This is a genomic window from Actinomadura sp. NPDC048955, assembly GCF_040649435.1.
In the GTDB taxonomy this organism is placed as follows: domain Bacteria; phylum Actinomycetota; class Actinomycetes; order Streptosporangiales; family Streptosporangiaceae; genus Spirillospora; species Spirillospora luteofluorescens.
In genome coordinates, this window is sequence record NZ_JBEZJI010000055.1 from 31,715 (window position 1) to 53,317 (window position 21,603).

At 69.2% G+C, this 21,603-nt stretch carries 20 protein-coding genes; 10 read left to right on the top strand and 10 right to left on the bottom strand.

Translation table 11 applies throughout. The annotated features are described in order from the left end of the window. Window positions 1–163: 163 nt before the first annotated feature. The 7 genes from AB0C84_RS35860 to AB0C84_RS35890 all read left to right on the top strand — a co-directional run bounded on the left by AB0C84_RS35860 (window position 164) and on the right by AB0C84_RS35890 (window position 8,260). Window positions 164–1,507 (top strand): hypothetical protein, encoded by a 1,344-nt coding sequence (locus AB0C84_RS35860; RefSeq protein ID WP_361074976.1) that lies wholly within the window; start codon window positions 164–166, stop codon window positions 1,505–1,507. A 95-nt stretch (window positions 1,508–1,602) separates the two neighbouring features. After that, entirely contained in the window at window positions 1,603–1,731 is a 129-nt protein-coding gene (locus AB0C84_RS35865; protein ID WP_361074978.1) for a hypothetical protein, read from the top strand. A gap of 293 nt (window positions 1,732–2,024) precedes the next feature. Next, window positions 2,025–3,557: a hypothetical protein gene (locus AB0C84_RS35870; protein ID WP_361074980.1), complete on the top strand. Its 1,533-nt coding sequence runs from the start codon at window positions 2,025–2,027 to the stop codon at window positions 3,555–3,557. Between the two features lie 676 nt (window positions 3,558–4,233). Further along, window positions 4,234–6,150 carry an AAA family ATPase gene (locus AB0C84_RS35875; RefSeq protein WP_361074982.1) on the top strand — a complete coding sequence of 639 codons (1,917 nt, stop codon included), beginning with the start codon at window positions 4,234–4,236 and terminating at the stop codon, window positions 6,148–6,150. 227 nt (window positions 6,151–6,377) lie between these two features. Next, a complete protein-coding gene (locus tag AB0C84_RS35880; RefSeq protein ID WP_361074984.1) occupies window positions 6,378–6,575 on the top strand; it encodes a hypothetical protein in 198 nt (65 codons plus the stop codon). Window positions 6,576–6,942: 367 nt separating this feature from the next. Then, complete coding sequence (locus AB0C84_RS35885) at window positions 6,943–7,899, top strand: hypothetical protein (RefSeq protein ID WP_361074986.1); 957 nt, start codon at window positions 6,943–6,945, stop codon at window positions 7,897–7,899. 76 nt (window positions 7,900–7,975) lie between these two features. Further along, window positions 7,976–8,260, top strand: a complete 285-nt coding sequence (locus tag AB0C84_RS35890) for a hypothetical protein (protein ID WP_361074988.1) — start codon at window positions 7,976–7,978, stop codon at window positions 8,258–8,260. A 574-nt stretch (window positions 8,261–8,834) separates the two neighbouring features. On the opposite strand, the gene AB0C84_RS35895 is transcribed toward AB0C84_RS35890, so the two are convergent. The 6 genes from AB0C84_RS35895 to AB0C84_RS35920 all read right to left on the bottom strand — a co-directional run bounded on the left by AB0C84_RS35895 (window position 8,835) and on the right by AB0C84_RS35920 (window position 16,957). Continuing rightward, window positions 8,835–9,800 carry a hypothetical protein gene (locus tag AB0C84_RS35895; protein ID WP_361074990.1) on the bottom strand — a complete coding sequence of 322 codons (966 nt, stop codon included), beginning with the start codon at window positions 9,798–9,800 and terminating at the stop codon, window positions 8,835–8,837. A gap of 232 nt (window positions 9,801–10,032) precedes the next feature. Further along, on the bottom strand, window positions 10,033–11,169 hold the full coding sequence (locus tag AB0C84_RS35900; RefSeq protein ID WP_361074992.1) for a DNA-processing protein DprA: 1,137 nt from the start codon (window positions 11,167–11,169) through the stop codon (window positions 10,033–10,035). 107 nt (window positions 11,170–11,276) lie between these two features. Further along, window positions 11,277–12,716 carry a hypothetical protein gene (locus AB0C84_RS35905; protein WP_361074994.1) on the bottom strand — a complete coding sequence of 480 codons (1,440 nt, stop codon included), beginning with the start codon at window positions 12,714–12,716 and terminating at the stop codon, window positions 11,277–11,279. A 1,171-nt stretch (window positions 12,717–13,887) separates the two neighbouring features. Then, on the bottom strand, window positions 13,888–15,999 hold the full coding sequence (locus AB0C84_RS35910; RefSeq protein WP_361074996.1) for an NACHT domain-containing protein: 2,112 nt from the start codon (window positions 15,997–15,999) through the stop codon (window positions 13,888–13,890). Window positions 16,000–16,436: 437 nt separating this feature from the next. Beyond that, on the bottom strand, window positions 16,437–16,706 hold the full coding sequence (locus tag AB0C84_RS35915; RefSeq protein WP_361074998.1) for a hypothetical protein: 270 nt from the start codon (window positions 16,704–16,706) through the stop codon (window positions 16,437–16,439). Next, a complete protein-coding gene (locus tag AB0C84_RS35920) occupies window positions 16,703–16,957 on the bottom strand; it encodes a hypothetical protein (RefSeq protein ID WP_361075000.1) in 255 nt (84 codons plus the stop codon). Before AB0C84_RS35920 ends, AB0C84_RS35915 begins: the two co-directional genes overlap by 4 nt. Window positions 16,958–17,433: 476 nt before the next feature. On the opposite strand from AB0C84_RS35920, the gene AB0C84_RS35925 reads away from it, so the two are divergent. After that, window positions 17,434–17,865 carry a hypothetical protein gene (locus tag AB0C84_RS35925; protein ID WP_361075002.1) on the top strand — a complete coding sequence of 144 codons (432 nt, stop codon included), beginning with the start codon at window positions 17,434–17,436 and terminating at the stop codon, window positions 17,863–17,865. Window positions 17,866–17,946: 81 nt separating this feature from the next. Here the strand turns inward: AB0C84_RS35925 and AB0C84_RS35930 are convergent, their stop codons facing one another. After that, the gene (locus AB0C84_RS35930; protein WP_361075004.1) at window positions 17,947–18,348 is read right to left on the bottom strand and encodes a TIGR02391 family protein; all 402 of its coding nucleotides are present in this window, start codon (window positions 18,346–18,348) and stop codon (window positions 17,947–17,949) included. Next, window positions 18,338–18,784: a hypothetical protein gene (locus AB0C84_RS35935; RefSeq protein WP_361075006.1), complete on the bottom strand. Its 447-nt coding sequence runs from the start codon at window positions 18,782–18,784 to the stop codon at window positions 18,338–18,340. Before AB0C84_RS35935 ends, AB0C84_RS35930 begins: the two co-directional genes overlap by 11 nt. Before the next feature lie 243 nt (window positions 18,785–19,027). Here AB0C84_RS35935 and AB0C84_RS35940 point away from each other — a divergent pair, with 243 nt between their 5' ends. Then, complete coding sequence (locus AB0C84_RS35940; RefSeq protein WP_361075008.1) at window positions 19,028–19,687, top strand: hypothetical protein; 660 nt, start codon at window positions 19,028–19,030, stop codon at window positions 19,685–19,687. A 6-nt stretch (window positions 19,688–19,693) separates the two neighbouring features. Next, complete coding sequence (locus AB0C84_RS35945) at window positions 19,694–20,704, top strand: hypothetical protein (RefSeq protein WP_361075010.1); 1,011 nt, start codon at window positions 19,694–19,696, stop codon at window positions 20,702–20,704. 342 nt (window positions 20,705–21,046) lie between these two features. On the opposite strand, the gene AB0C84_RS35950 is transcribed toward AB0C84_RS35945, so the two are convergent. Both AB0C84_RS35950 and AB0C84_RS35955 read right to left on the bottom strand, forming a co-directional pair. Next, complete coding sequence (locus AB0C84_RS35950; RefSeq protein ID WP_361075012.1) at window positions 21,047–21,301, bottom strand: hypothetical protein; 255 nt, start codon at window positions 21,299–21,301, stop codon at window positions 21,047–21,049. Then, window positions 21,298–21,585: a DUF6247 family protein gene (locus AB0C84_RS35955; protein WP_361075014.1), complete on the bottom strand. Its 288-nt coding sequence runs from the start codon at window positions 21,583–21,585 to the stop codon at window positions 21,298–21,300. Before AB0C84_RS35955 ends, AB0C84_RS35950 begins: the two co-directional genes overlap by 4 nt. Window positions 21,586–21,603: the final 18 nt, after the last annotated feature.

Genomic DNA, 21,603 nt, shown 5'->3' on the forward strand with positions numbered 1-21,603 from the left:
GCCGAGGGAGTGTGATCCGTGCCGTCTGCTTACGCCAGGACCACGGCCCCTGCCGGCGCCACTGTGCTGGGCACACTCTCCCCGCCTTGGTGATCCTGGCCGTCCTATCCGCGCCCTCGCCGGTGACGAACGGGCGTGCCCACTGCCCCATCGGAGGCGCGCGATGACCACCGGGAAGTCCCCGTCTCCGAGGCCCCCGTCGAGGCCGTCTTCGAAGGCGCTGGAGGCGTGGACGGAGCTGAACGACCGGCAGATGGGGACGCTGGCGGTCGTCTACGGTTTGGATCAGGAGGTCGAGCAGTGGCGCCGCGAGGCCGCGGCGAGCGGCGAGTACGACTCGCGTCCGGCGTCAGAGTGGCGGGCGATCGACTTCGCGCACGACCCTTCCGACCGGCGGCTGTTCGGCGTGACCGAGATGCAGATGCGCCTGGCCGGAGAGGGGTGGGACAACCAGGGCAACGGCGCGACCATGGCGGCGCTGGCCGACCGCGGTCTGATCACCCAGAGGGCCAGGCCCACCGCGTGCGGCCGGATGCTGACGGTCGCCCTCACCCGCACAGGCCGGGCCGCCGCCCGCGCCGGGCTGTCGCTGCAGCCCGGCGCGCCCCGCAAGGCGGCGCTGTCGCCCCGGGCCTGGAAGGTCCTGGCGCTGCTGTGGAGCGCGGACTGCAACGGCAGGCGTCTGGAGTGGGCGAACTCGACCACTATCGAACGGGTTCTCATCGGAAGGCACGTCCCGCCGCTGGCCGCCCGCGCCGGCGAGGGCTACGGATACGAGATCACCCAGCGGGGCCGCGACTTTTACCGCGAGCACCACGCCGCGCACACCGCGGCGCATCCCGACGTCCGAGCCCCGCACCCCGATGGCGCGGACGCCGAACCCTGGCCGCAGCGCGCCGATGAGATCCTCGCCGAGCACGACCGGCTCCATCGCGCCTTGTGCGAGGCGTGGCGGGCCGCTCACGCCGCCCACCAGCAGGCCGAGGGCGAAGCCTCCGCCGGCGCCCCGCAGATTCCCGAGGTGTTGCCCGCGCCGGTGGCCGAGCAGATCGCCAACCGGTACGCCCTGTGGTGCGACACCGCCCGCCAGCGCGCCGACCTGGCCGCCGCCCATGCCGAGGACCTGCACCAGCGCGCCACCCGGGCCGCTCGCGGCTACGCCGCCGCGGCGCTGACCGTGTTCAACGCGGCCGTCGCCGACGCCGACCCGCTGACCGGCCTCCAGGCCCCCGCGGGCGATGGCGACGACTGGGACGAACCGCGCCTGGTCCCGCCCGCCCAGACCGGCATCCACGTCATCGACGCCGGAGCCGACAAACTCCACGCCGCCGCCGTCGGCGCCCCGATCAAACGCCGCGGCCCGGCCCCCAAGCGCCGCCGCAGCCGCCTGGCCTCCGCCGCGCCCGCCCTGCCAGACCCTGGCGGTCGCCTCGTCGATCTCGCGCGGTTCCTGCACGAGCACACCATGGGCGGTGTCCTGCACCGGCGCCTTCACCCGCAGGGGTGAACGCCCCGCACCCGTCCCCATCCGCCGTGGCACCGTCGCCCCCTCGCAAGTCGAGGTGAGCATGGCGTGCTGCGCGGGTTCTGCCCCTTCGGGGAGTGGTCGCAGGCCGCCGGGTGGTCGGGCAGTCGGGCGCGAGCTGGCCGACGGGTGTCTGCGAGGTCGGCCAGGCCTTGATGGGCGCCGCTCAGCACATCGGCGATCCCCTCGCCGACCTCGACCGCTGAGGCTGGGTCGGGATGGGCGGTCCACCCCATGCCCAGGACGCCGCTGGGTGTCGCCCCCGAGGCCCGCTGGCGCTCGCGGAATAGGGGTGGTCTTGTCCTGGCCACTTGATGGTGTGGCGTTGTCGGCGTGCGGTAGCGTCAGCTGGGCGGGCTGCTCGTGGCTCGCACCTGGGAACGGGCGGCCGCCTGACCACGGGCAGTGAAGTGTGGGCGTTTCCCGGTGTGTTTCTGCTGACCTGCGCGGTGCAGTCGGGGTGGGGCGACGTACCGCCGATGTTGGCAGGAGTGCTCTAATGCCGCGATCTTCCGGTGCCCATCAGCAAAAGATCGCCCGCGCGTTGCAGCAGCAGCTGGGCGGTGCCGTCTCCTACCAGGAGGCGCTGCGCCGAGTGCGCGCCGCAGCCGCAGAAGGGTCGCTGCCCCGCACCCTGGACAAGGCCGGCCGCGCCGAGGCCGTCCGCCTGCTGGCCGCCGGTCACCTCCCCGCCGCAGCTCCCGGCGCGGTGATCAACGCCGGCCGCCTGCACACCGCCCTGGGAGAGTTCTTCCGCGCGGCGGGCTGGCCGGTGGAATCCGAGACCCGGCCTGCACTCGGTCGCTACCTCAGCTATCCCGGGCCGATCACGATGTTCATCGGCCGTGGTCCCGCCGACACCGTAGGCGCCAGCGGCGTGGGCGTGGGCACCGACGATCCCGACGACCCCGCCGTGTTCGACCTCGCTCAGCCGCCCTACATCCAGGTGGCCGCTCCCTTGGGACCCGAGCGCGGCGACCGGCAAGTGGAGAAGGCGCTGCTCGGCACCGCCAATCCCGGACAGGTCATGGGCGCCGCCCGGGACATGCTCGCCACCGGCCGCAGCCGAATCCTGAAGGCGGCACACAACGACACCCGGTGCGCGATCTGCCGCGACGCGTACCCCATCGACCACCTCGTGGTGCCGGATGTACCGGGTCGGAGGGTGTGCCCGGCCTGCGTCTTCGACGAGGACACGCCTTGGCAGGGGCCGGTGCCGGTGCTCGCGCTCCAGTTGGACCGGCTGTGGGACCGTGATCTGGCTGCGCCGGCGGGATGGAGCGCGGTCACCGCGCTGCTGGCCTGCGTGGGCGGCCCCCGCCTGCGCGAGGTCATCGAGCGCGCGTGGTTCACCGACGACATCCTGTACTCGCCGATGGACGCCTGGTCGGTACCCGACGATATCTGGATCTGGTTGCCCGAGCGGCCGATCTGCGCGGCGCTGGCCCCGTTCGGGCCGGGCGCGCGTCTGGGCGCGGTCGTCCAAGCCCTGGACTGCGCCTACCCGGCGCTGCGCGACCGGGTCCGCGCCGAACTGGCCGAGATTGACGCCGAGATCGCGGCCGAGGGCGGCGAGGGCGACCAGCCGCGGCCTGATCGGTTCGTCCAAGCGGTCTGGCCGGCCTTGGTCGCCTACGTGATCAGTATGTCGACCCAGGCCGCCGAGCGGCCCGACCAGCGCCCACCACTGCAGCATCTCAGCGGATCGTTTGAGATGCTGCCGCACTACATGCGCGAGATCGGTAGCGACCTGAACCCCGATGACGTGGTCTCCACCCTGGAGTGCGGCCTGGAACTGCTGCCGCGCCTGCTACGTGCTTCTGTGCTCGACACGCACCTGATCGGCAAAACCGTCTCCACCATGCCCCTGCCCGCGTCCGCTTCCCGCGTAGTGATCTTTGACGGCGATCCGCAGACCATGGGGAGCGGCCAGGACCGGGCGCGCCCCGATCACCCCGACGACTTCCAGCCGATCATCCTCGACGTCCCGTGGGCCTCGGAACCGATCCTGCCGAGAACGCCGGAGGGGTAGGCCTCCGCTCGCGCCCCAACAGCCCCCGGTCGGGCACGTGTCCAGCCATTGTCCGACTCGGCCCGGTTGCCCCCCCGAACAGCATGTGGTTCGCCGATCGGACTTCTACGCCGGAATGCGCTCCAGGCAACGTCGCCGTGCACAGCCAGCACTCGACAGCCGCTGCGGTGGCCTCAGCGACACCAGTGGCCCGCCGGGAGGGAGTAACCCGCGGCTGCACTCCGCCGCCCCTGCTCTGCAGGTGCCGGGCTGAAGCGTTACCGAATGCCGTTACTTTCGGCCGCCGAGCGTTACTTCGCCCGTCACACTCCAGTCCTGCAGGGGCCATTCCATCGGCAATGCTCCCAGCATGGCCTGCAAAGGCGCAGCGAACAAAGGGACACTAGAACAAAGTTCGGTTCGATCGATCAGTCGATCTTGACGCTCAGGTTAATTCACCCGGAATGCCGGGCTTTCTCCAGTGGGGCCAAAAATGTCCGCGAGGGCGAGTAAGCTTGAGAGCCGTAACGCAAAATCCCCGGCGCACGCGACGGGTGACGCGTGCACCGGGGTTCGTCTTGCTCGCACCTGGACACTACCTCAGGCCAAAGCTCATGCCGTCGGCGGCTACCGAGCTGTGACCAAAAGGCGCGCTACCTGTCTGCTCCGGGGCCCTTACACCTTCGAGGAGGGCGCCATGCAGCTGCTGCGCGCGCACATCACCAACTACCGGCCGACCGAGGACTCCGAGGAGTTCGAGATCGACCCCGAGGTCACCTGCCTGGTCGGCAAGAACGAATCCGGCAAGACCTCCATCCTTCAGGCTCTCTACCGGACCAACCCGATCAGCCCGGCCGAGTTCGACGAGGTCTTGGACTTTCCGTCCAGGATGAGCAAGAAGCTCAAGGACCCGGCGCCGGTCACCGCGATCAAGGCCACGTTCCGGCTCGCGGACGAGGAGATCGCCGAGATCGAGGACGACCTGGGCCCCAAGGCGCTCGCCGGGCGCATCCTCACGGTCCGCCACGGCTACCGCTTCAACGACCGCGAGTTCGACTTCGACATCGACGAGGTCGCGATCGTCAGGCACCTGCGGGCGCAGTTGGACGTCGCTCTCGACGGCCACGCGAGCCTCGCAGGCGCCGAGACGATCGCCGACTTCCTCGAGGCGATGGAAGAGATCGAGGAACCCTCTGGGTCGGTCCAGACGATGATCGGCCGCATTCGCGGCTGGCGTGATCAGGACGTCGAGCTCTACCTGATCGACGAGCACTTCAAGCGTCTGCTCCCCAAGTTCGTCTACTTCGGGGACTACGACATCATGCCGGGCAAGGTCTCCGTCCCGGCCCTGATCGAAGGCCGCGACGCCGACACCCTGGAACTCGGCGAGCAGGCTTTGCTGTCGCTGCTCCACCAGGCGGGCGGCAAGCTGGAGGACTTCGGCCAGGCGGGGCAGCATGAACGGCTGATCCGTGAGACGGAGAACGCCAGCAACGCCATCACCGACGAGGTCTTCGAGTTCTGGTCGCAGAACAAGGAGCTGGCGGTCGACCTCAAGGTCATGGAGCCTGAGGCGGACGCCCAGCCCCCGCTGCACCGTGGGCCGATCCTGCAGGTCCGGGTCCGCAACCAGCGGCACCGCGTCACGGTCCCCTTCGACGAGCGCTCCCGCGGGTTTGTCTGGTTCTTCTCCTTCCTGGCCTACTTCACGGACCTGGAGGACACCAGCGACAAGGACCTCATCCTGCTGCTGGACGAGCCGGGCCTGTCGCTGCACGGCCGCGCCCAGGAGGACCTGCTGCGTCTCATCGACGAGCGGCTCGCCCCCAAGCACCAGGTCATCTTCACCACGCACTCGCCGTTCATGGTCGCCCCCGACCACCTGAACCGCGTCCGCACCGTGATCGACCACGACGGAGGCGGCACCAAGGTGTCCGCCGAGATCTTCAAGGCCGACGACGACACCGTCTTCCCGCTGCTGGCCGCGATGGGGATCGAGCTGACCCAGACGCTGTTCGTCGGCGAGCACAACCTGCTGCTGGAGGGGCCGAGCGACCTGATCTATCTGGACATCCTCACCGACGCCCTTGAAGCCGAAGGCAAGACCGGCCTCGACCCCGCCTGGGTCAAGATCCCCATCGGGGGCGCCGGCAAGTTGTCCACCTTCGCCACCCTGCTGGGCGCCAACAAGCTCGACGTCGCCGTGGTGGTCGACTCCAGCACCACCGACGTCGGCGCCATCAAGCGCCTGCGCGAGAACGGACAACTCCGCAGGAAGGCCCTGATCGAGATCAGCGAGTTCACCGGCACCAAGGACGCCGACATCGAGGACCTCTTCGAGCCGGACTTCTACCTCGACCTGGTCAACCGCGCCTACACCAAGGACCTGCCCGCCCCGGTCACCGCCGCAGACCTCAACCCGCACGACCCCCGCATCGTTCGGCAGATCGAGACCCACTTCCGCACCAACAACATCGCCGCCGGCAAGTTCAGCCATTACAAGCCCGCCGCCGTCCTGATGCGCGAACAGAACGCCCTGGTTCCGGCCATCAGCGGCGCCACCCTGGCACGCGCAGAAGAACTGTTCCGCAGAATCAACGACCTGCTGCGCTGAGGCTCACGCCGTGAGGGGCCCACCAGATGCGATGGACCCCTCCCGGCAGGATCGGCAAAGCCGGCGGACGCGGCGAGGCCACCATGCGATGCCCTCGATCAACCTGGGCAGTCGCGTCGACCGTCGACAGCCAGGGTGCCCTGACGAAGTTCGCGTCCCTGACGATGCTGTCTGGCCGAATCCCAGAGCACACAAGGAGCAAGAGGACCCAGATCGCAGGAGGGCACATGGCTACAGCATCAAACCCCCACAAAGAGCAGGCCGAACAGCGCCGCGCCAACTCGTCCGGTAGCGCGGCGGCCGAGGAGATCGCCGCGCAGTTCGCGGCCGCAGGCCGCGCCGGGCGGGACCTGGCCGTCGAGAGCGCCGCACGCGCGGGCGGCAGCGCGGGGCCCGCGCGCCCCCAGGCGCGTGGACGACGCTGAGACACCGGTCGGCTCAGGGAACGCCCGGTGGGTGCTCGCCAGGGCAGGTAGGGGACGGCCCTGGCGAGCCCTGATCGGGGATCTGCAGACGCGCTCGGTTCTGCGGTCGTGGCCGGGCCAGTGACCGCTAACCTTTTCGTGACGTTGTCGGCGTGACGGAAAGGGCCCGGCCCTGACGGCGAGAGTGTGCGCACAGTGCAGCGGCCCGATCTCGTCTCAAGGCCGGGGACGCCCGGCCAGGTTCTGCGGCGCGGCCTGCAGGGCCAAGGCCTACCGGGATCGCAAGCGCCGCGGCGCAGCGGCGCCCACAGACTCGCCGGAGCCGCCTACCGAAGGACTCCAAGGAGAGCGGCCGGGCTATCAGTCCGTGGCACCCGGCCTCCCCATCCACCTCCAGGTCCTGGCCGATGCGCTGTGGCGCGATGTGCTGACGTTGGTGGAGGCCGTCCAGGCTTGTCAGGAGTCCCGCGACATCGACGCCGACACCGTCGAGACCGTGGCTTCCGACGCCCGGCGAGGGCTGGCCGAACTGGTCGTCCGGGCGCAGCGCCCGTCCGACGCCGAAACCGCCCAACGCCCTCACCTGCCTGGAGCCGTGACCGGGCCGGTCCTGGCGGCCGACCGCGCGACCATCCCCCGGGCCGACCCCGACGAGCGGAAGGGAACCTCCGGGGCAGTGACCAGGGAGGAAGACACCGGCCGCGGGGGAGACCAGGGCGAGCAGGAGGCTCCGGATGGGCCGATACCGTCCGGCGCGCTGCGGACTGTGAAGGTGCTGGGGAAGGAGTGGGCCACCGACGAGGACGACGTTCTGTGGTGGCAGGGCACGACCCGGGTCGGCAGCGTGGTCAAGGCATGGCCGGGCAGCGGCGGGCAAGCCCGCCACAGCACCGGCCGCCGCGTCACCACCGGCGCCGGCCCCAAGGACCGCTATCGATCGCGGATCAAGGCGCTGGCCGCGCTGGCCGCCGAGTACGACCGCGCGCGCCGCGAGCGCACCCCGCACGCCGAGGTGCCCATCGAGGGGCTGCCGGACGGTTGGCGCCTCACCCAGACTCTGGCCGAGCACGACGACGGCAGGTGGACGCAGCATGCCCCCGGCGGCCAGATCGCTGGGACCATCACCCGCGTCGACTACGGCGGCAGCCGCCCAGAGTGGCGCGCCACCGCCGGCGACCCCAGCCTCAGCACCAGCCTGCGGATCACGGTCACGCCGGACGCTGACCACCCCGCCCGAGGCAGCGACTTCGACCTGTTCCGCACCCGCACGGCCGCCGCTCACGCACTGGCCGCCTGGCACGACCCCGACCTGCACGACCTGTGAAGAAGAGTTCCGCATGGCCGAGGACCACACCGCGCCGTAAAGGGACCGGTGGAGTCTCTATCACCTGGAGCACACCGTGATGGGCGGCCTGGCCGTCACACAGCGGATCGTGCTGCTGGACCGGCTCGACGAGCACCTGGCCGCCCTGGTACAGCTCCGCGAGGAAGCTGCGCGGATCGCTTACCGGCTCAACGCCGTCGCTCCCGACGCCGAGCCGGTGGCGAGATCGGAGTTCCGCTTCTCGGGGATGGAGGCAGCCTTCCAGGCGCTGACCGAGGCCGCCGAGAACCGCTGGGAGCAGATCAACAACGGCGGCCGCCTGCAGGATCCCGACCTGTGGACCCCGGACCGGGCGACATGACCCGAACGCGAAACGGGCCAAACTGGGTGCGCCAACGGAGCCGGCGGCGGGACGTCCCGTAATCGATCAGATTGGGGCCTGCGCGCCGATATTGCGCTGACGTGACCTCTGCGCTCGCGCCCGTCCATGTGGGGGCAATCGCCCCCCCGACAGGTTCCCCGCCGTCTCAGGAGGGGAGTTTCCCGGCAGTCCTTACTCCCCGCCCGCGTCGCCGAGGCGCGCACGAAACGGCCCGCGCCTCCCTCAAAGGGCTCGATCCGCCAATCCGGCGGCGGCACATGCCCCGCAGCAGGGTCCGGCACAGTGGCCGACTCCAGCCCCATGCGCGCCACAACCGGCCATCGTCCCTGCAAGGACATGGTCCGTGATGCCGCGCTGGCGGCCGGGTTCATCGCCGGGAGGGTCGGCGACCATCCTGGTCGCGGCAGGATGCGCCGCCACATCGATGCTGGTGCGCAGCGGCACGCTGCCCGCAGCCCCTTCACCTCAAGGCCGCCGCCGTCCGATGACGAGCGGCTCCGCTACTCAAAGGCCGAACCTGCACTCGACCAACGAACGCCAGCACGCGCCGCCGCTACGCGAGAAACAGGGCGATCCGGTCCCGCATCTGCTGCTCAGCACGGCTATCGCGCTCCAACGGCACGTCATCAGGCGCGAAGTCGCGCTCGGTCAACTCTTCGTTGACCTGAAACGGCGCCACCTGGGCGAGAGGCTCATACGACGTGTGGTGGGCGCCCCCGTACTTCCCGACCGCCAGCAGGATCACCTGTTCGACCCCGGCCGTGTCCAGCAAGGTCTGCGCCCAGCTCAGCGACATGCCATGAGTGGTGAAGTCGTCGGCGACGATGACCGTCTTGCCTCTCAGCCGCCCGTCTCCGTAGTTGGACCCGACGTGCACCGTGGTCGCCTGCGTCGCGATCGACACCTGAGCGCGACGCCCTTCCCTGCGCGCCATGAAACGTTCCCAACTCGTGTCGGGTGCCTGGACCGCGCGGACGAGAAGGTCCTCACGGTAGTAGTTGTGGAACAGGTGCGAGGCGGGCTGCAGGAAGGCCTGCAACTGCTCGCTGACCCGGCCTGGGCTGCTGCTGGGGTAGACGCAGATCCACGCCCCGCCGGTAATCAACCCCTCAAGGTAGACGTTGACGAGGGCCGACAGCATGAGCACGCTGCGGGCGTCCTGCTCACCGATCTTCACTGGCCGCGCGTGTGTGAGGACGTCCTGCAGCCGGAACGTCCGGCCGGACGCTGTGCGGCGCAGCTCAATAGACGCAGGCAGCAGGCAGCGCAGCTCCCACCCGTCGCCGCCGCCCTGAAACGCCCAACGGGGCTCGTCCAGCAAGAACGCTTCCGCGAACTCGGAGATCCCGCTGGGGGTCGAAACAGTGATCGCGTTGTTCCTGGGGGGCAGCCGGCCGGCCCAGAGCGCGTGGACGTAGAACACACCTGCATTTCCTGCGGTGCGCCAGTCCAGGACGGTGCTGCCGACATACAGCAGTTCGTGCCGCTGCACTCGCAGTTGTTCGGCAGCCTCATCCACCCAGGCCACCGAGCCCCGGTTTCGGCGGCCTGGGACGATGCCTCGGTGCACGTACGCCGACGGCTCCCGATACCTGTGAGCAGCGCACCACGCGTCGACGTTCACTGGGTCGGTAGTGAACAGGCACCAGTCCAGGCCCTGCCCTGTGATCCAGCCCAGCAACGGTTCGCCGCAGCATCACCCTGCTCAAGGACCTTGTAGTCGATGATGAGAGCGCGAACGGGCATCCGGGTTAGCGCCTTTCGTTTAACAGCTGTTGGATCTTCTCCTGCAGTTGCAGCAGGTCGTCCTGGCGGAGATCGCGGCAAGCCGCTTCGCGGGTGAGCTGCCGCTGCACCAGCGTCAACGCGTCGGTGGCGTGCCCGTGCCGCTCGGCGAGCGACCGGACCATGGTGTCCAGCTCGCGGCGCGCGGCCGGTGTGAAGATCTCCAGGACCCGCCCGCCGGAGGTGTCTGCGACCAGCCGGGGCAGATCCCCGGCGCCCCGCCAGGACAGACCGACCACCGGAGTGCCGTACTGGGCGGCGAACCGGACGGTGTGCGCAGTCCCGGACGATGCCTGCCCCTCGACGGCGATGACCAGTTCCCCAAGCCCGGCCTGCAGCCGGTTGCGTTGAACGAACTGCTGCCGGCGGTACCGCTCGTCCGGCAGATACTCGGTCGCGACCGCACCGCCGTATTCGAGCATGCGTTCGCGCAGCTGCGCCGTCTCGGCGGGGAACACGATGTTGATGCCGTGCCCGAGGAACGCCACGTTGCGGAGTCCGAACTCCACAGCGCGGGCGTGCGCGGCCGCGTCAATCCCGTTCGCCAGCCCGGATACGACGGTGACCGGGTAGGCCGCCATCGTCCGCACCACTGCGGCAGCCGCGTCGATCCCAGCCGGGGACGCGTCCCGGGTCCCCACAACCGCGACATGCGGCCCCTGCACCAACGCAGCCGGGTCGCCCTGAACAAACAGCCAGCGCGGCCCGCCAGGTAGCCGCAGCAACCGGGCAGGCAACTCGCCGGGGCCCAGCACGTGCACGTTCTTGCGCCCGAGCTGACCGAGGTGCTCGTGGGCACGTTCGACCAAGCCCGGCGGAAGGCCACTGACTGCCTCGACCAGCGCCTTGGGGGCCTTGCGAGCCCGCAGGTGCCCAACCGCCACCTCGGGCGCGACGCCGAGCAGCCGCCCCAGGTCGTTGCCGTAGGCGCCGACGAGCGAGTGCAGCGCGCGATACCCCACGCCGGAAACAGAGGAGAAGGCCAGCAACGCGACGGGAAACGGGACCTCACGGCCCCCGCCCAACTCGGACGCCCCCGCCAGCGGCAGCGCGCCCTGCACAGGGTCGTTCTCACCGCCGCTTGAGGGATCGTGCTCCGCCATGCGCTGCACACTATCGGGCAATCCCCCTCGCTTAGAGACGCGCCAGAGACCAGGACTGGCCTGCACGGATGCCTGCTGCTCGGCCGACCGGACTTGCGCTGGGCTAGCTATTGCGGGACGACCTTGAACTCCCGGAAGAGAGCTGCGAAGAAGCCTTGGAGCAGTTCCCGTGCGGCATCGCGATGGTCCAGCTCCACGGTGCCGAAGCGGAAGACCTCATAACCGGAGAGCTTGAGGTCGCGGTCACCGCGCACCGTCCGCGCATACTCCTGCCGGTCCGCCTTGGCGTCTCTCCAGCCGTTGGCGGCATCGGCGGAGCTGTAGTGCTGGACCCCGTCGACCTCCAGGACCACGCGGTGCCCGCCTGGCAGCAGGAGCAGGAAGTCCATGCGGTGGTGCGTCATCGCCGCGTCGCCGCGAGCGCCGATCGATTTGGGATCCCAGTGCACCCAGGCTTCGGGCAGAAGGGCCGGCAGGCCGGGCATGTCCCGAGCGTGCAGGTCGTAGTAGAGATCGAACAAATTCTCCTGCGCGGGGTACCGCTCCTTCTTCCCATCGACCAGGCGGGCCGGCAGGCAGGCCTTGAGTCGGCGGTACAGCGACTTCTTCGCCTGGGCGTCGTCGGTGATTCGACGGGTGTCTTTCCACCAGCAGTGCAGGTCGCGCCAGAGGAGTCCGTCGCCGTCGATTGGACGGTCGTAGAACAGCACATCGTTGCGAGAACCGAGGATCTCGATGTCCAGGTCCAGTACGTCTCCGATGCGGATGTCGGGCTTGGATAGCGTGGCGAAGATCAGAGCCCGCGGCGGCCGGCTGCGCCTCGCGTGCGTCGACACCATAGTGAACACCGGATAGCCCTCAGCGACCCCGGTTTCACGCAGCTCCGCACCTGCGTCTTGCAGAGGGGGATTGAGGATCTCGATCAGGCGCCATTGCAAGCGCACATCGGGAACGACGTCTGCGGAGACCAGGGCGCTCAGGAATCGCGCGAACCTCGGATGATCAGCTTTCAGTGCCCCCAGCTGCTCGAACAGCTCCACGACGGTCCAGTCGCCGGGGTTGCGGAACACGTGCTGGTCGATCTGTGCCCGTAGGCCCGTGCCGTCATTGAGCAGGAAGCTCAAGTCGGTGTCGAGGACCCAGAAGCGGTCCAGCAGCATCCAGAACCGGTCGCCCTGCTCGATGAGGTCCTGCAGCTGCGGCTCCAGGGCACTGGCGATCTCCCGCCGGATGCGCACAGAGATCTCTGGAACCTGCTGCCCCGCCCACAGCCCATCCTGGATGACGTTGCGGGTCTTCGCATCCAGCGGGCGGTCCTCCAACCCGAGGATCCGTTCAGCGACGGCCGACAGGCCGTCGTCCGGCAGAGCCGCGAAGCACCGCTCGAACCGCTTGCGTTTCGTAGCGCCTTCTTCACGCGCCAGCACCGGCAACCCAAGGCGCTCGCACGCCGCATCAAACTCCTCGTGGGTATGGCCCGCCACGTACGCCTCCGCGGGCTCTCGGAGATCCCGCCGCAGCTTCACCAGGTCCATTTCACCCGCCATCCGACGAGTCTGACGCAGACATGCCGAACTGGCCGTAGAAATTGGCACACCAGCCTTGCTTACGGCCGTCGGCGCCGACGCCCTTGCAGGTAGCGCCTCCCCGCCATAACGATCGCTCCCCCCTGATCATTGGTGTTGATCCAGTCAAGGTGGCAGCCGTTGGACGGAGCACGTACTGGGTTAAGACGGGCTTCCTGACCCACACGCTGGCGTCTAGTGCGTTGACCACGAACGTTCACCGGGTTGGGTGACACGCCGGGCAGGGGGTTGCCGGATGTCGGCCTGCACGGTCGCCTCACTGCGAACTCGGTCCCGGCTGGCCAGCCGTCCGAGAAGCGAGGCGAGCTGGTCACTGGCCGCTGCATCGGTTGCCGCGCTAGTTGTCTACCACGCAGCCGATCCGAGTGTGTGGCGTCCGGATGTAGGCGGATCGCCGGTCCGGGAGGACATACACGGGGCCACCACGACGACGGACCAACCTTTCCACCCGGGACCCACCCTTGCGCCCCCCGGTCTCTGTCGGAAACGATCGACAGCTGGACACCGGTTTCAGGGCCCGTCCGGTGATGAGGGGATCGCTGCCCCGTACGAAGTGGCCCTCAGTCCCCTCCCGCGCCGCGTTCAGCGCAGCACGCCCGACCGCCCGGCCGGACCGGTCCTCCGTGGTGTCCAGCGAAACAAAGATCGCGGCCTCCACGGTGCCCCACTCCTCGATGAGCCAGCCAGGGCCCCGGCGGCGAGGTCGCCCGTCCAGGCGACGGCCGCCGCCAGGAGCTGCTGCACCTGCGGCTCGGTCAGTGCGCCGGTCTTGCCCGTCTTCGCGCGCTAGTAGTCCTGGGTCTGGGCGGCGCAGCGAGGCCAGCCACGCCGCCACCGCCGCCTGCAGCGCGTCCCCGCCGCGGTCGGCGGCCGCGAGCAGCCGTCCGACCGCCCCGGACCCGGCGTTCGGCGCTGCTGGCGCCAGGTCCGTGGTGGCGGTGGCGCCGCCGCCCAGACGGTCGGTTGGTGCGGCCGGTGACCAGCCGTCCGGGCGAGGGCGGGGCACGACGGCGACCGCGGACGGATGAACGGACGGCCGGGCGGGTGGCCGAGCTGCCGGACCCGGGCGGCGATCCGTTCAGAAACGGCTTTGAAGGGCGATCTTTGGTTCGAGTGTGGCTGGGTGGCTCGCCTAGCGGTCCTCCTGCGCGGTGTAGGCGGCGGCGAGGTGGTCGTGGAGTTCGGCGTGCCGGAACTGGTAGACGGGACCGACGGTGCGCAGCAGGCCTAGGCGGTGCGCGTCGTCGAGGAAGGCCATCAAGGACCGCGGCAGCCGCCGCTGCCAGGCCAGCTCGAAGGTGACGGCCAGAAATGCCAGCCACGCATGATGGTGCCCGACCATGACCCCGGCCCCGAGACCGAAACCGAGACCGATTACGAGCCCGAGCACGAGCCCGAAACCGAGACCGAAACGGAGACCGATGACGAGCCCGGACACGAGCCCGAACACGAGCCCGCCCGTGCAGATACGCAGGAGGTTCAGGGTACGGTCCGCGCGCCAAGTGGAGACAGGCGTGTTCGCACCTCCTGTAACGGCCGGAGTCTCCGCCCATCTGATGAGCCCGAACCCGAGACCGTACACAAGCACGATCCCGAGCCCGACCCTGAGCCCGATCGCGGCCCCGAACATGAGCCAGAACCCGAACCCGGCCAGGAGCCCTTGCCCGAGCCCGAACCAGAGGTTGTCTGCGAGCCGGTATGCCAGGAGAGTCTTTCTCCCGGTGGTCTTGAGGTTCGCATAGCCAGGCGATTCCTGTGCCCAAAATACAGCGCCGGCCCCCACCACGAACCCCTCCCCGAGCCCGCCCACGAGCCCGCCCACGTGCCAGACCGGGATCCAGCCGTACTGCCCACCCACGTTCCCGCCGACGTACCGGACCGCGAGCACGCCCGCGAGCGCACCCGCGAGCCCGCCCGCGAGCGTGATGAACCCGAGCCAGGCGATGCGGGCGGTGAGGGTGTGGCTGGTGGCGGCCAGCCGCCACCAGGCGAGGTCTCGGGTGGGGACGGTGTCGAGGAGATGGGCGAGATAGCTGAGCCAGCGGGTGGCTTGCGCGGGGTCGTGGTGGCGGCGGGGGCGGAACAGGTTGGCGGGGTCGGTGCTGGGGGGCCGGGTGATGATGACTGCGGGGATGAGCAGGTCGAACAGGTGGGCTTGCAGTGCCGCGGCGGTGGGGAACCGGGTTGGGTCGGTGACGGAAGTGGGGTCGGCGCGGGTGGTGATGTGGGTGGTGCGTAGCAGCCATAGGCCCAGCGGGGTGGAGACCATCTCGGTCAGGTGCGCGGCGCCGCCGGTGCGGATCTGCTGCAGGGCGTCGATCCAGGCGGGTGGTGGTAGCGGCGGCAGGCAGGAAGCCAGGTAGTCGGCGGCGGCACTGGCGGTCAGCGGCTGCGGCTGGATGACCGCGGCGGAGGTCAGGACGTCGCGGGCGAGGGCTGCGTCGGTGAACTCGCGGGTGCGGCTGGTGAGGATGAGCTGGTCGTCGTCGGCCAAGGACCGGTTGAGCGCGGCGATGACGGCGGTGCGGGCCTGGGCGGGGATCTCATCGAGCCCGTCCAGCACGGGCAGGATGTGAGCGCGCTGCACTAGCTGGTCGGCCGCGTCCAGGCCGTACTGCGGCGCTCGCAGCGACGGGTAGATCTCGGTCAGGCGGGCGGCAAGCCAGGCCTGCAGCCGCGGGAATCGGTTGGTGTCCCAGCTGGCCACCGACACCAGCAACGGGACCGGGTCACCGGGATCCAGATGGGCCAGCAGCTCCCGGACCAGCTGCACGGCCAGGGTGGTCTTGCCCGCCCCCGGACCCCCGATGATCACCAGTCGGCGGCGCCGCAAAGCCTTGAATTCCCCGGCCATGGCGGCGATCCGATCTCCCGTGCCCGACCATGTCAGCGCACCGCCACCGACGGTGATATGCGCGGGATGGTCCATGATCCGCGGGTCTGTGGTCAGTTCCCACCGCACCGGGATCGGGGCCGGGTCGTCCAGCTCCCGGATCCGTGCTTCCTCCCGCCACTGCGCGGCGACCATGACCGCCAGCGCCTCCTTGGCCGCAGCCACTGTCTCGGCGTCGGGGACCGGGGCCGGGCCCCGATGCCGCCACCACCACACCACCAGGCCGACCACCACCGCCGGTACGGCAAGCAGCACCCCGACCAACTGCGCCACATTCGCCGAGGTCTGCAACCCTCCCTCGCCGCGCCAGGCCGCGAACATCCACACCAGCAACCCGGCAACAACCAACACCCAGGCCGCCACGACCACCCCACGCCAACCTGCCCCGCGCCCGCCAGCGCCACGCCTGCCCATGCCCACCATCCTGGGGCGACCACCCCCACGATGGAGCGACCGCGCACAAACCGTGACCAGCACGGCCACCACCGGCCGCCCAGCGCGGGTGCACCTACCTGCTGCGCGTGCTGCGGGAGGTGGGGGACCGGTGAGTAGGTGGCGGTGTTGGCCGGGCGCGCAGCCGCGCACGTCGCCCTGGACAAGCCGCGCGCGGTGGCCGACCTGCTGGACGCGTTACGGGAGGCGGGGGCGGAGGAGCAGGTCGTCGTGCTGGTCGAGCGACTTCCTGCCGGGAGATTGTTCCGCGCCATCCCGCAATCCACCGCTACTTCGCCGCATCCGGCCATGCCCAGCGGGACGGCACGCCAGCACCCGCTACCGCCCCGACCAGGTCAGGCGCGAGCGGCCTGCTCCAACTCGGTGACCAGCCGGTTGGCGGCCTTGCGGGAGGTGACGATGTGGACCTGGGCGTGCCCGGCGTGTTCGGCCAGCAGCGCACGCACCCGCGGCGCCATCTCGCGCCGGTAGCCCCAGACGTACGTGACGAAGCTCCAGGTGATGCGGTCGTAGACGCCGTCGGTGTGCTGCCCGCCGCGGTAGCGCCAGCGACGCTGGACGATGCCCCACAGGCAAGTGATGGCGGGCAGGTCCAGGAAGATCACGTAGTGGCGCGGCGCAGCCGGATCGGCAGGGTGGAGGCGTAGTTCCCGTCGATCACCCAGGTGTCGGCAGCCACCAATTCCTCCTGGAGCGCGGCGAACTTCTCGGCGGGCACCTTGGTCCACGCGTCGTCATAGAACACCGCGTCCAGGTGCGTAATCTGGGTGCCGATCGCGGCGGCCAGGCGGCGGCCGACGGTGGTCTTGCCGCTGCCCCCGCAACCGATGATCGCCACACGCTGCATGGGCTCCATGGGCATCGACGGTACTCAGCGGACCATCCGCGAGCGTGGAACATACGCGCAGACCGAAGGCTGCGGCGCCGACCGCAGAAGGGTTGTCGGAGGGAGGGTACGGGGGCGCTACCTTCCGCGGGTGAAGGTGCTGCGGGCAGGGGCGGCCGGGCGCCCTAGGAATCCGCTGCCCGGCGACGGGATGTCTGGCGTCAGGCGATCAGGTTGTCAGCGGCTCGCCATAGTGTTCACGCGCCGCCACCATGGACCTACGGCGAGGTGACTGCCGATGAGCGTGACCGTGCACGGAACCCCGGGTTGGAGCCTGCCCCAGACGGAGAAGTACGGCTCCGACGCCCGCTGTGGCGCCTTCCACGAACGTTAGGTCGCGCGCGCCCTGCAGCGGTGGCTGGACGATCGCGACGACCACTTCCGCCTCTTCCACGACCTCGGGGGCCTTCGAGCGCGTCGCCGGGGCCGGCCTGGAACCGCTCGGCTTGGGCACCACGAACATCGACTATGTGGTGCTCACGGGCGACACTTGGCTGATCGTCGATTCCAGAGGATGCGGCGCCGGAACCTTGGGCTTGGACAGCAAACGCCGCGGCGTTCTGGTCGGTCCCGACGGCACCGCCCGCGCGGAGGAGTGGCTCGATGACGGGCGCGCCTACTCGCGCGCTGGTGTCCTGTACCGCCTCACCGATGGCGTTCAAGGGCAAACCGCCTGGATCGTCCCCGACACCACGCTGCTGCACCCCAGCATCCAACAGGCCGCCTGCTGCCGCCGAGGCGGACTGGTGCTCCCGATGCGCGCCGTGACCGACGGCTATTTGAACGAGCACTTCCCGGAGCCGCAGCGACCCGCCGACCCCAGCCAGATCGCCCGGCTCTCAGCACACCTCAGCACACGCCAAGAACAGCAGGAATAGCTACCCGAGACTCGTCTCCGACAGCGGCCCGAGCGACGGCGAAAGCTGTACCAGCGCTACCTCAAGTGACCACTCGCTGCGTCAGGGAGCAGTCCGCACCACGGTCGCGGCGTCGAGGCGGCGATGCACCAGCGACAGCATCGAGAACAGATCCAGTGCGTCCGGTTCGGTCAGCGCCCAGCCCGCCGCCGCACGCGGCGTGTGCGCCGGCGGGTTCCGGAAGGTCCCGAAGATGCCCCTGAGCAGGTTCGCGAACCCACGATGCTCACTGATCTCGGACTCGGTGCCATAGGCGTTGATCCGCACGACCGGCACGCCGGCCCCGGCCCCGAAGCACTGGTGCACGAGCCCAGCGCCGTCGCCGGACAACCCGCTCATCTGCCGCAGCCGCTCGCTGACGCCCTTGGTCGCCTCGAACACCGCGTGGAACAGCGACTTGCGCAGCAACTCCTCCTCGCAGTAGCGCAGAACCTCAGGATGCACACCACGGCGCGCCAACTCGGTCCGCAGGCGCCCGGCCAGCCGGGCCACCTCGTCCCAGCGTGGTCGCCGTAGCCGTCGCCCTGGCGACCTTGCCCTGTTCGTTGACCCGAAGGCCGACCAGCGACAACGCCTCCGTCAGCCCATCGCGCAGCGCGTCGAACCGACGCTGGTCTTGAAGGAACCGGCCCGGTGCCATCGCCTCGGTGATGAACCGGATGATGCAGCTGCTGGCCTGGTCGCGGTGCTGCTGGTCAAGCAGGGCAGTTCCCAACCGGGTGCGCTTGTTGGGTGCCTCCACGTCGGTGGTCCCGACAATCCCCAACAACCGAGTGATCTCCGTGTTGCTCAGCCCTGGCCAGCCGGTGCTGGCCAGTACGTCGGAGATCGCCTGGACAACGTCCGACGGCCACGGCGGATGCAGGTTCTTCGAGCGCACCGCTACATGATGGCGGTCACATACCGTGCCACCGCACCCGGTTTTCCTATTCCACGCGCAGCAGATTAACCGACCGCCTGTGCGCGCCTCCGCCGCCAGCCGGCCCAACGGCCGAAGCCGCCTCGGCTGCGGTTGTGCCGCGCCCGGGTCGGCGCGGCCCGGCGACTCGCCGAGCCTCTGCAGGTGCCCGGCCCTCGGGAAAATTCGTAGCTGTCGATCACGTTCTTTCGCCACAGTGGCAGGATGGCCTCGAAGAACGAACCGCTCCTGCGACCGGTCGTCGAAGACGGCGACTGGCGGAACACCGCGATCATTGGATACCTCGACAACGATGGGGCACTGGCTGCCGGCTATCTGGATGCCGCGCAGGTCCTGGTCGATCATTGGAATGCGCACCGTCCCGCCGACCACCTGGTCCTCCCGGCCCTCAACTTGTTGCGGCACGGGATCGAACTCGCGCTCAAAGACCAGGTCCGCGAAGCCGCCGCGCGTCTGCGTGCCGACGGCATCGACGACCCGGACCTGACGCCAGAGGCCGTGGACCGCCGCCTGTCGACCACCCACTCGATCAGCGGTCTGGTGACTGAGCTGAACAACTACCTTGGCCAGCTGCAACTGGGCACCAACGACAAGCTCCCCGCAGACACGACGGAGGTTCTGCAGAGCCTGCACCTGCTGGACGAGACGGGCCAAACCCTGCGCTACAGCACCGTCAAGATCGGCAAGGGCAAGAACAGCAAACTCGTACCCGCTCGCCCCGAACAGCAGGCGTTCGACTTCCCTGCTGTGGCCACTGCACTCCACAACGCCGGCACGCTCATCCTTTACGGGGTGTCCGGCGTCCTCGGCGAGTACGAGGAGTACCAGAGGGATATGCAGCGGATGTACGGCGAGACCTACTAGGGGATCATGGTGGAAGACAACTCGCAGGACGCAGCTCACGCCGAGGACAAGCTCAAGGTCGCGACCTATGCTGTGGACTATCTGCAGGTCTACACCGAGACGATCGACCGGTACTACCCCGCCGTCCTGCAGGAACTGATCACCCTGGACGCCGCCGCAGACATGCTGCCACTGTATGACCGGCGACTCGGCGCAGACACCGACGTCGTAGCTGCACACGCTGCCACCGACTTCTACCTGTTCTTCGTCGACGCCGCGCAGGTGTCCGTGGACCGCCTGGAGCAGCTACCCGGGCGACTCGACGCTGGGTGGACACACACGGCCACTTACGACCGGCGTCTGGCCGACGTGCGGGAGTGGCTCGACCTGCGCCTGCCCGAGCTCGCCGCAGTCAACATGCCGAACACGGACTTCTTCTCCTTCGACACCGACTACTGGCAAACTCAGGCACGCGAGCACGGGACTGCTGCCGCACGACGCGACGGTGACCGGGCAGCGACAAATCTGCCCCGCATCCGCGAGACGGCTCACCGCTCCCAGGAACGAAACCAACTTGCCCAGCGCTACCTGGACCTGAGCACCTCGGGACTGACGCCTCAGGACCGCGGCACGCAGTTCGAGCGGCTCTGGCGGGACCTGCTGTCCTTCCACGGGTGGCATCCAAAGAAGATTCGGATCAGCGGCGAGGACAACGATTTCACTGCGTTGTATAACGGCCTCCACATCCTCGGCGAGACGCGCTGGTTCGCCACACCGATGACCGGTGGCAAGATGCGCGAGTTCCTCGCCAAACTCGACACTCGCCCCCAGACGATCGGACTATTCGTGTCTCACTCCGGCTATGACGACGGTGCGCTGAGCGTCATCCGCCGCTCAGTCGCAACCAAGACCGTCGTCCGGTTCGACCAAACCGACATCGACAGACTGTTCCTGCACCGCGCCGACCTCGGCGACCTGTTCAGCGAGAAGCTCCGCGACGCCTACGACTACCTCTTCGAACGCGACGACCAGAAGTAGCGAGCTGGGCCGCCGTCACCCGGCAGCGGGCGAGACCCGTATCCCATACCGATACGCCACTGACCTACATTCGGCGCAGGGCACTGACAGCATTTTGGCGCTCAACATGGTGCGCACCGGAGCTGATCACACCGGCGGCTGGCCCGTCATTACGACCGCCGCCCCGCCACCAGCGAGACCATGGTCCGCTGTGCCTCATCAGCCTCATGACCCGGCCCTTGGCGGGGCGGACAGCACACCGTCCGCAGGGGCACGGCCCCCCTCGAACACCCGAGCAGGTCCCTTCTCAATCACGCACTCGGATTCCAAAGAGTTCAGGGAGCTGTGCGGAGGTCAACGAGGTCAGCCGGTCCACACCAGGTCATAGACGCGGATGAGACCGGCGACTTCGTCAACGATGAAGGTGATGAACCCGCCTTCGCCGAGCTCAGCCATCCGCTCACGCGGATCTTTGCCGGTCGGGGCACTGATCACCCGGTCGTAGGGGTCTTCGCAGACCCGCATCATCAGTCGGACGAGCAGGTCGAAGGCTTCCGGTGGAAGGCCCGGCATCTGGCGCAGGACCCGGTCTTGGTCCAGCCACGGCCGGTAGCTCACGTGGGCCGGAACCGCTTGACCGCGTCCTCCAGGAGCATTCCCTCGCCGGTGCCGGCGCGGGCGCGTTCTCGCGCCTGGTAGTGGCCGGGCCGGTTGGTGGCGATCGCCATGAAGCTCCACAGCCGCAGGGTCCGGCGCAGGTTCTTCCACCCGGCCGGGTCGCGGGCGCCGGCGAGGGCGGCCCGGTAGGCGTCGAGGAAGTTCCCGCGCTCGTGTTCGGGAAGGTCGTTGAGGATCCGCTCCGGGTCGAGCGGGTCGTCCTCCTCAATCGGCTGTGCGGTCACTCTTCCCATCTTAGGCCG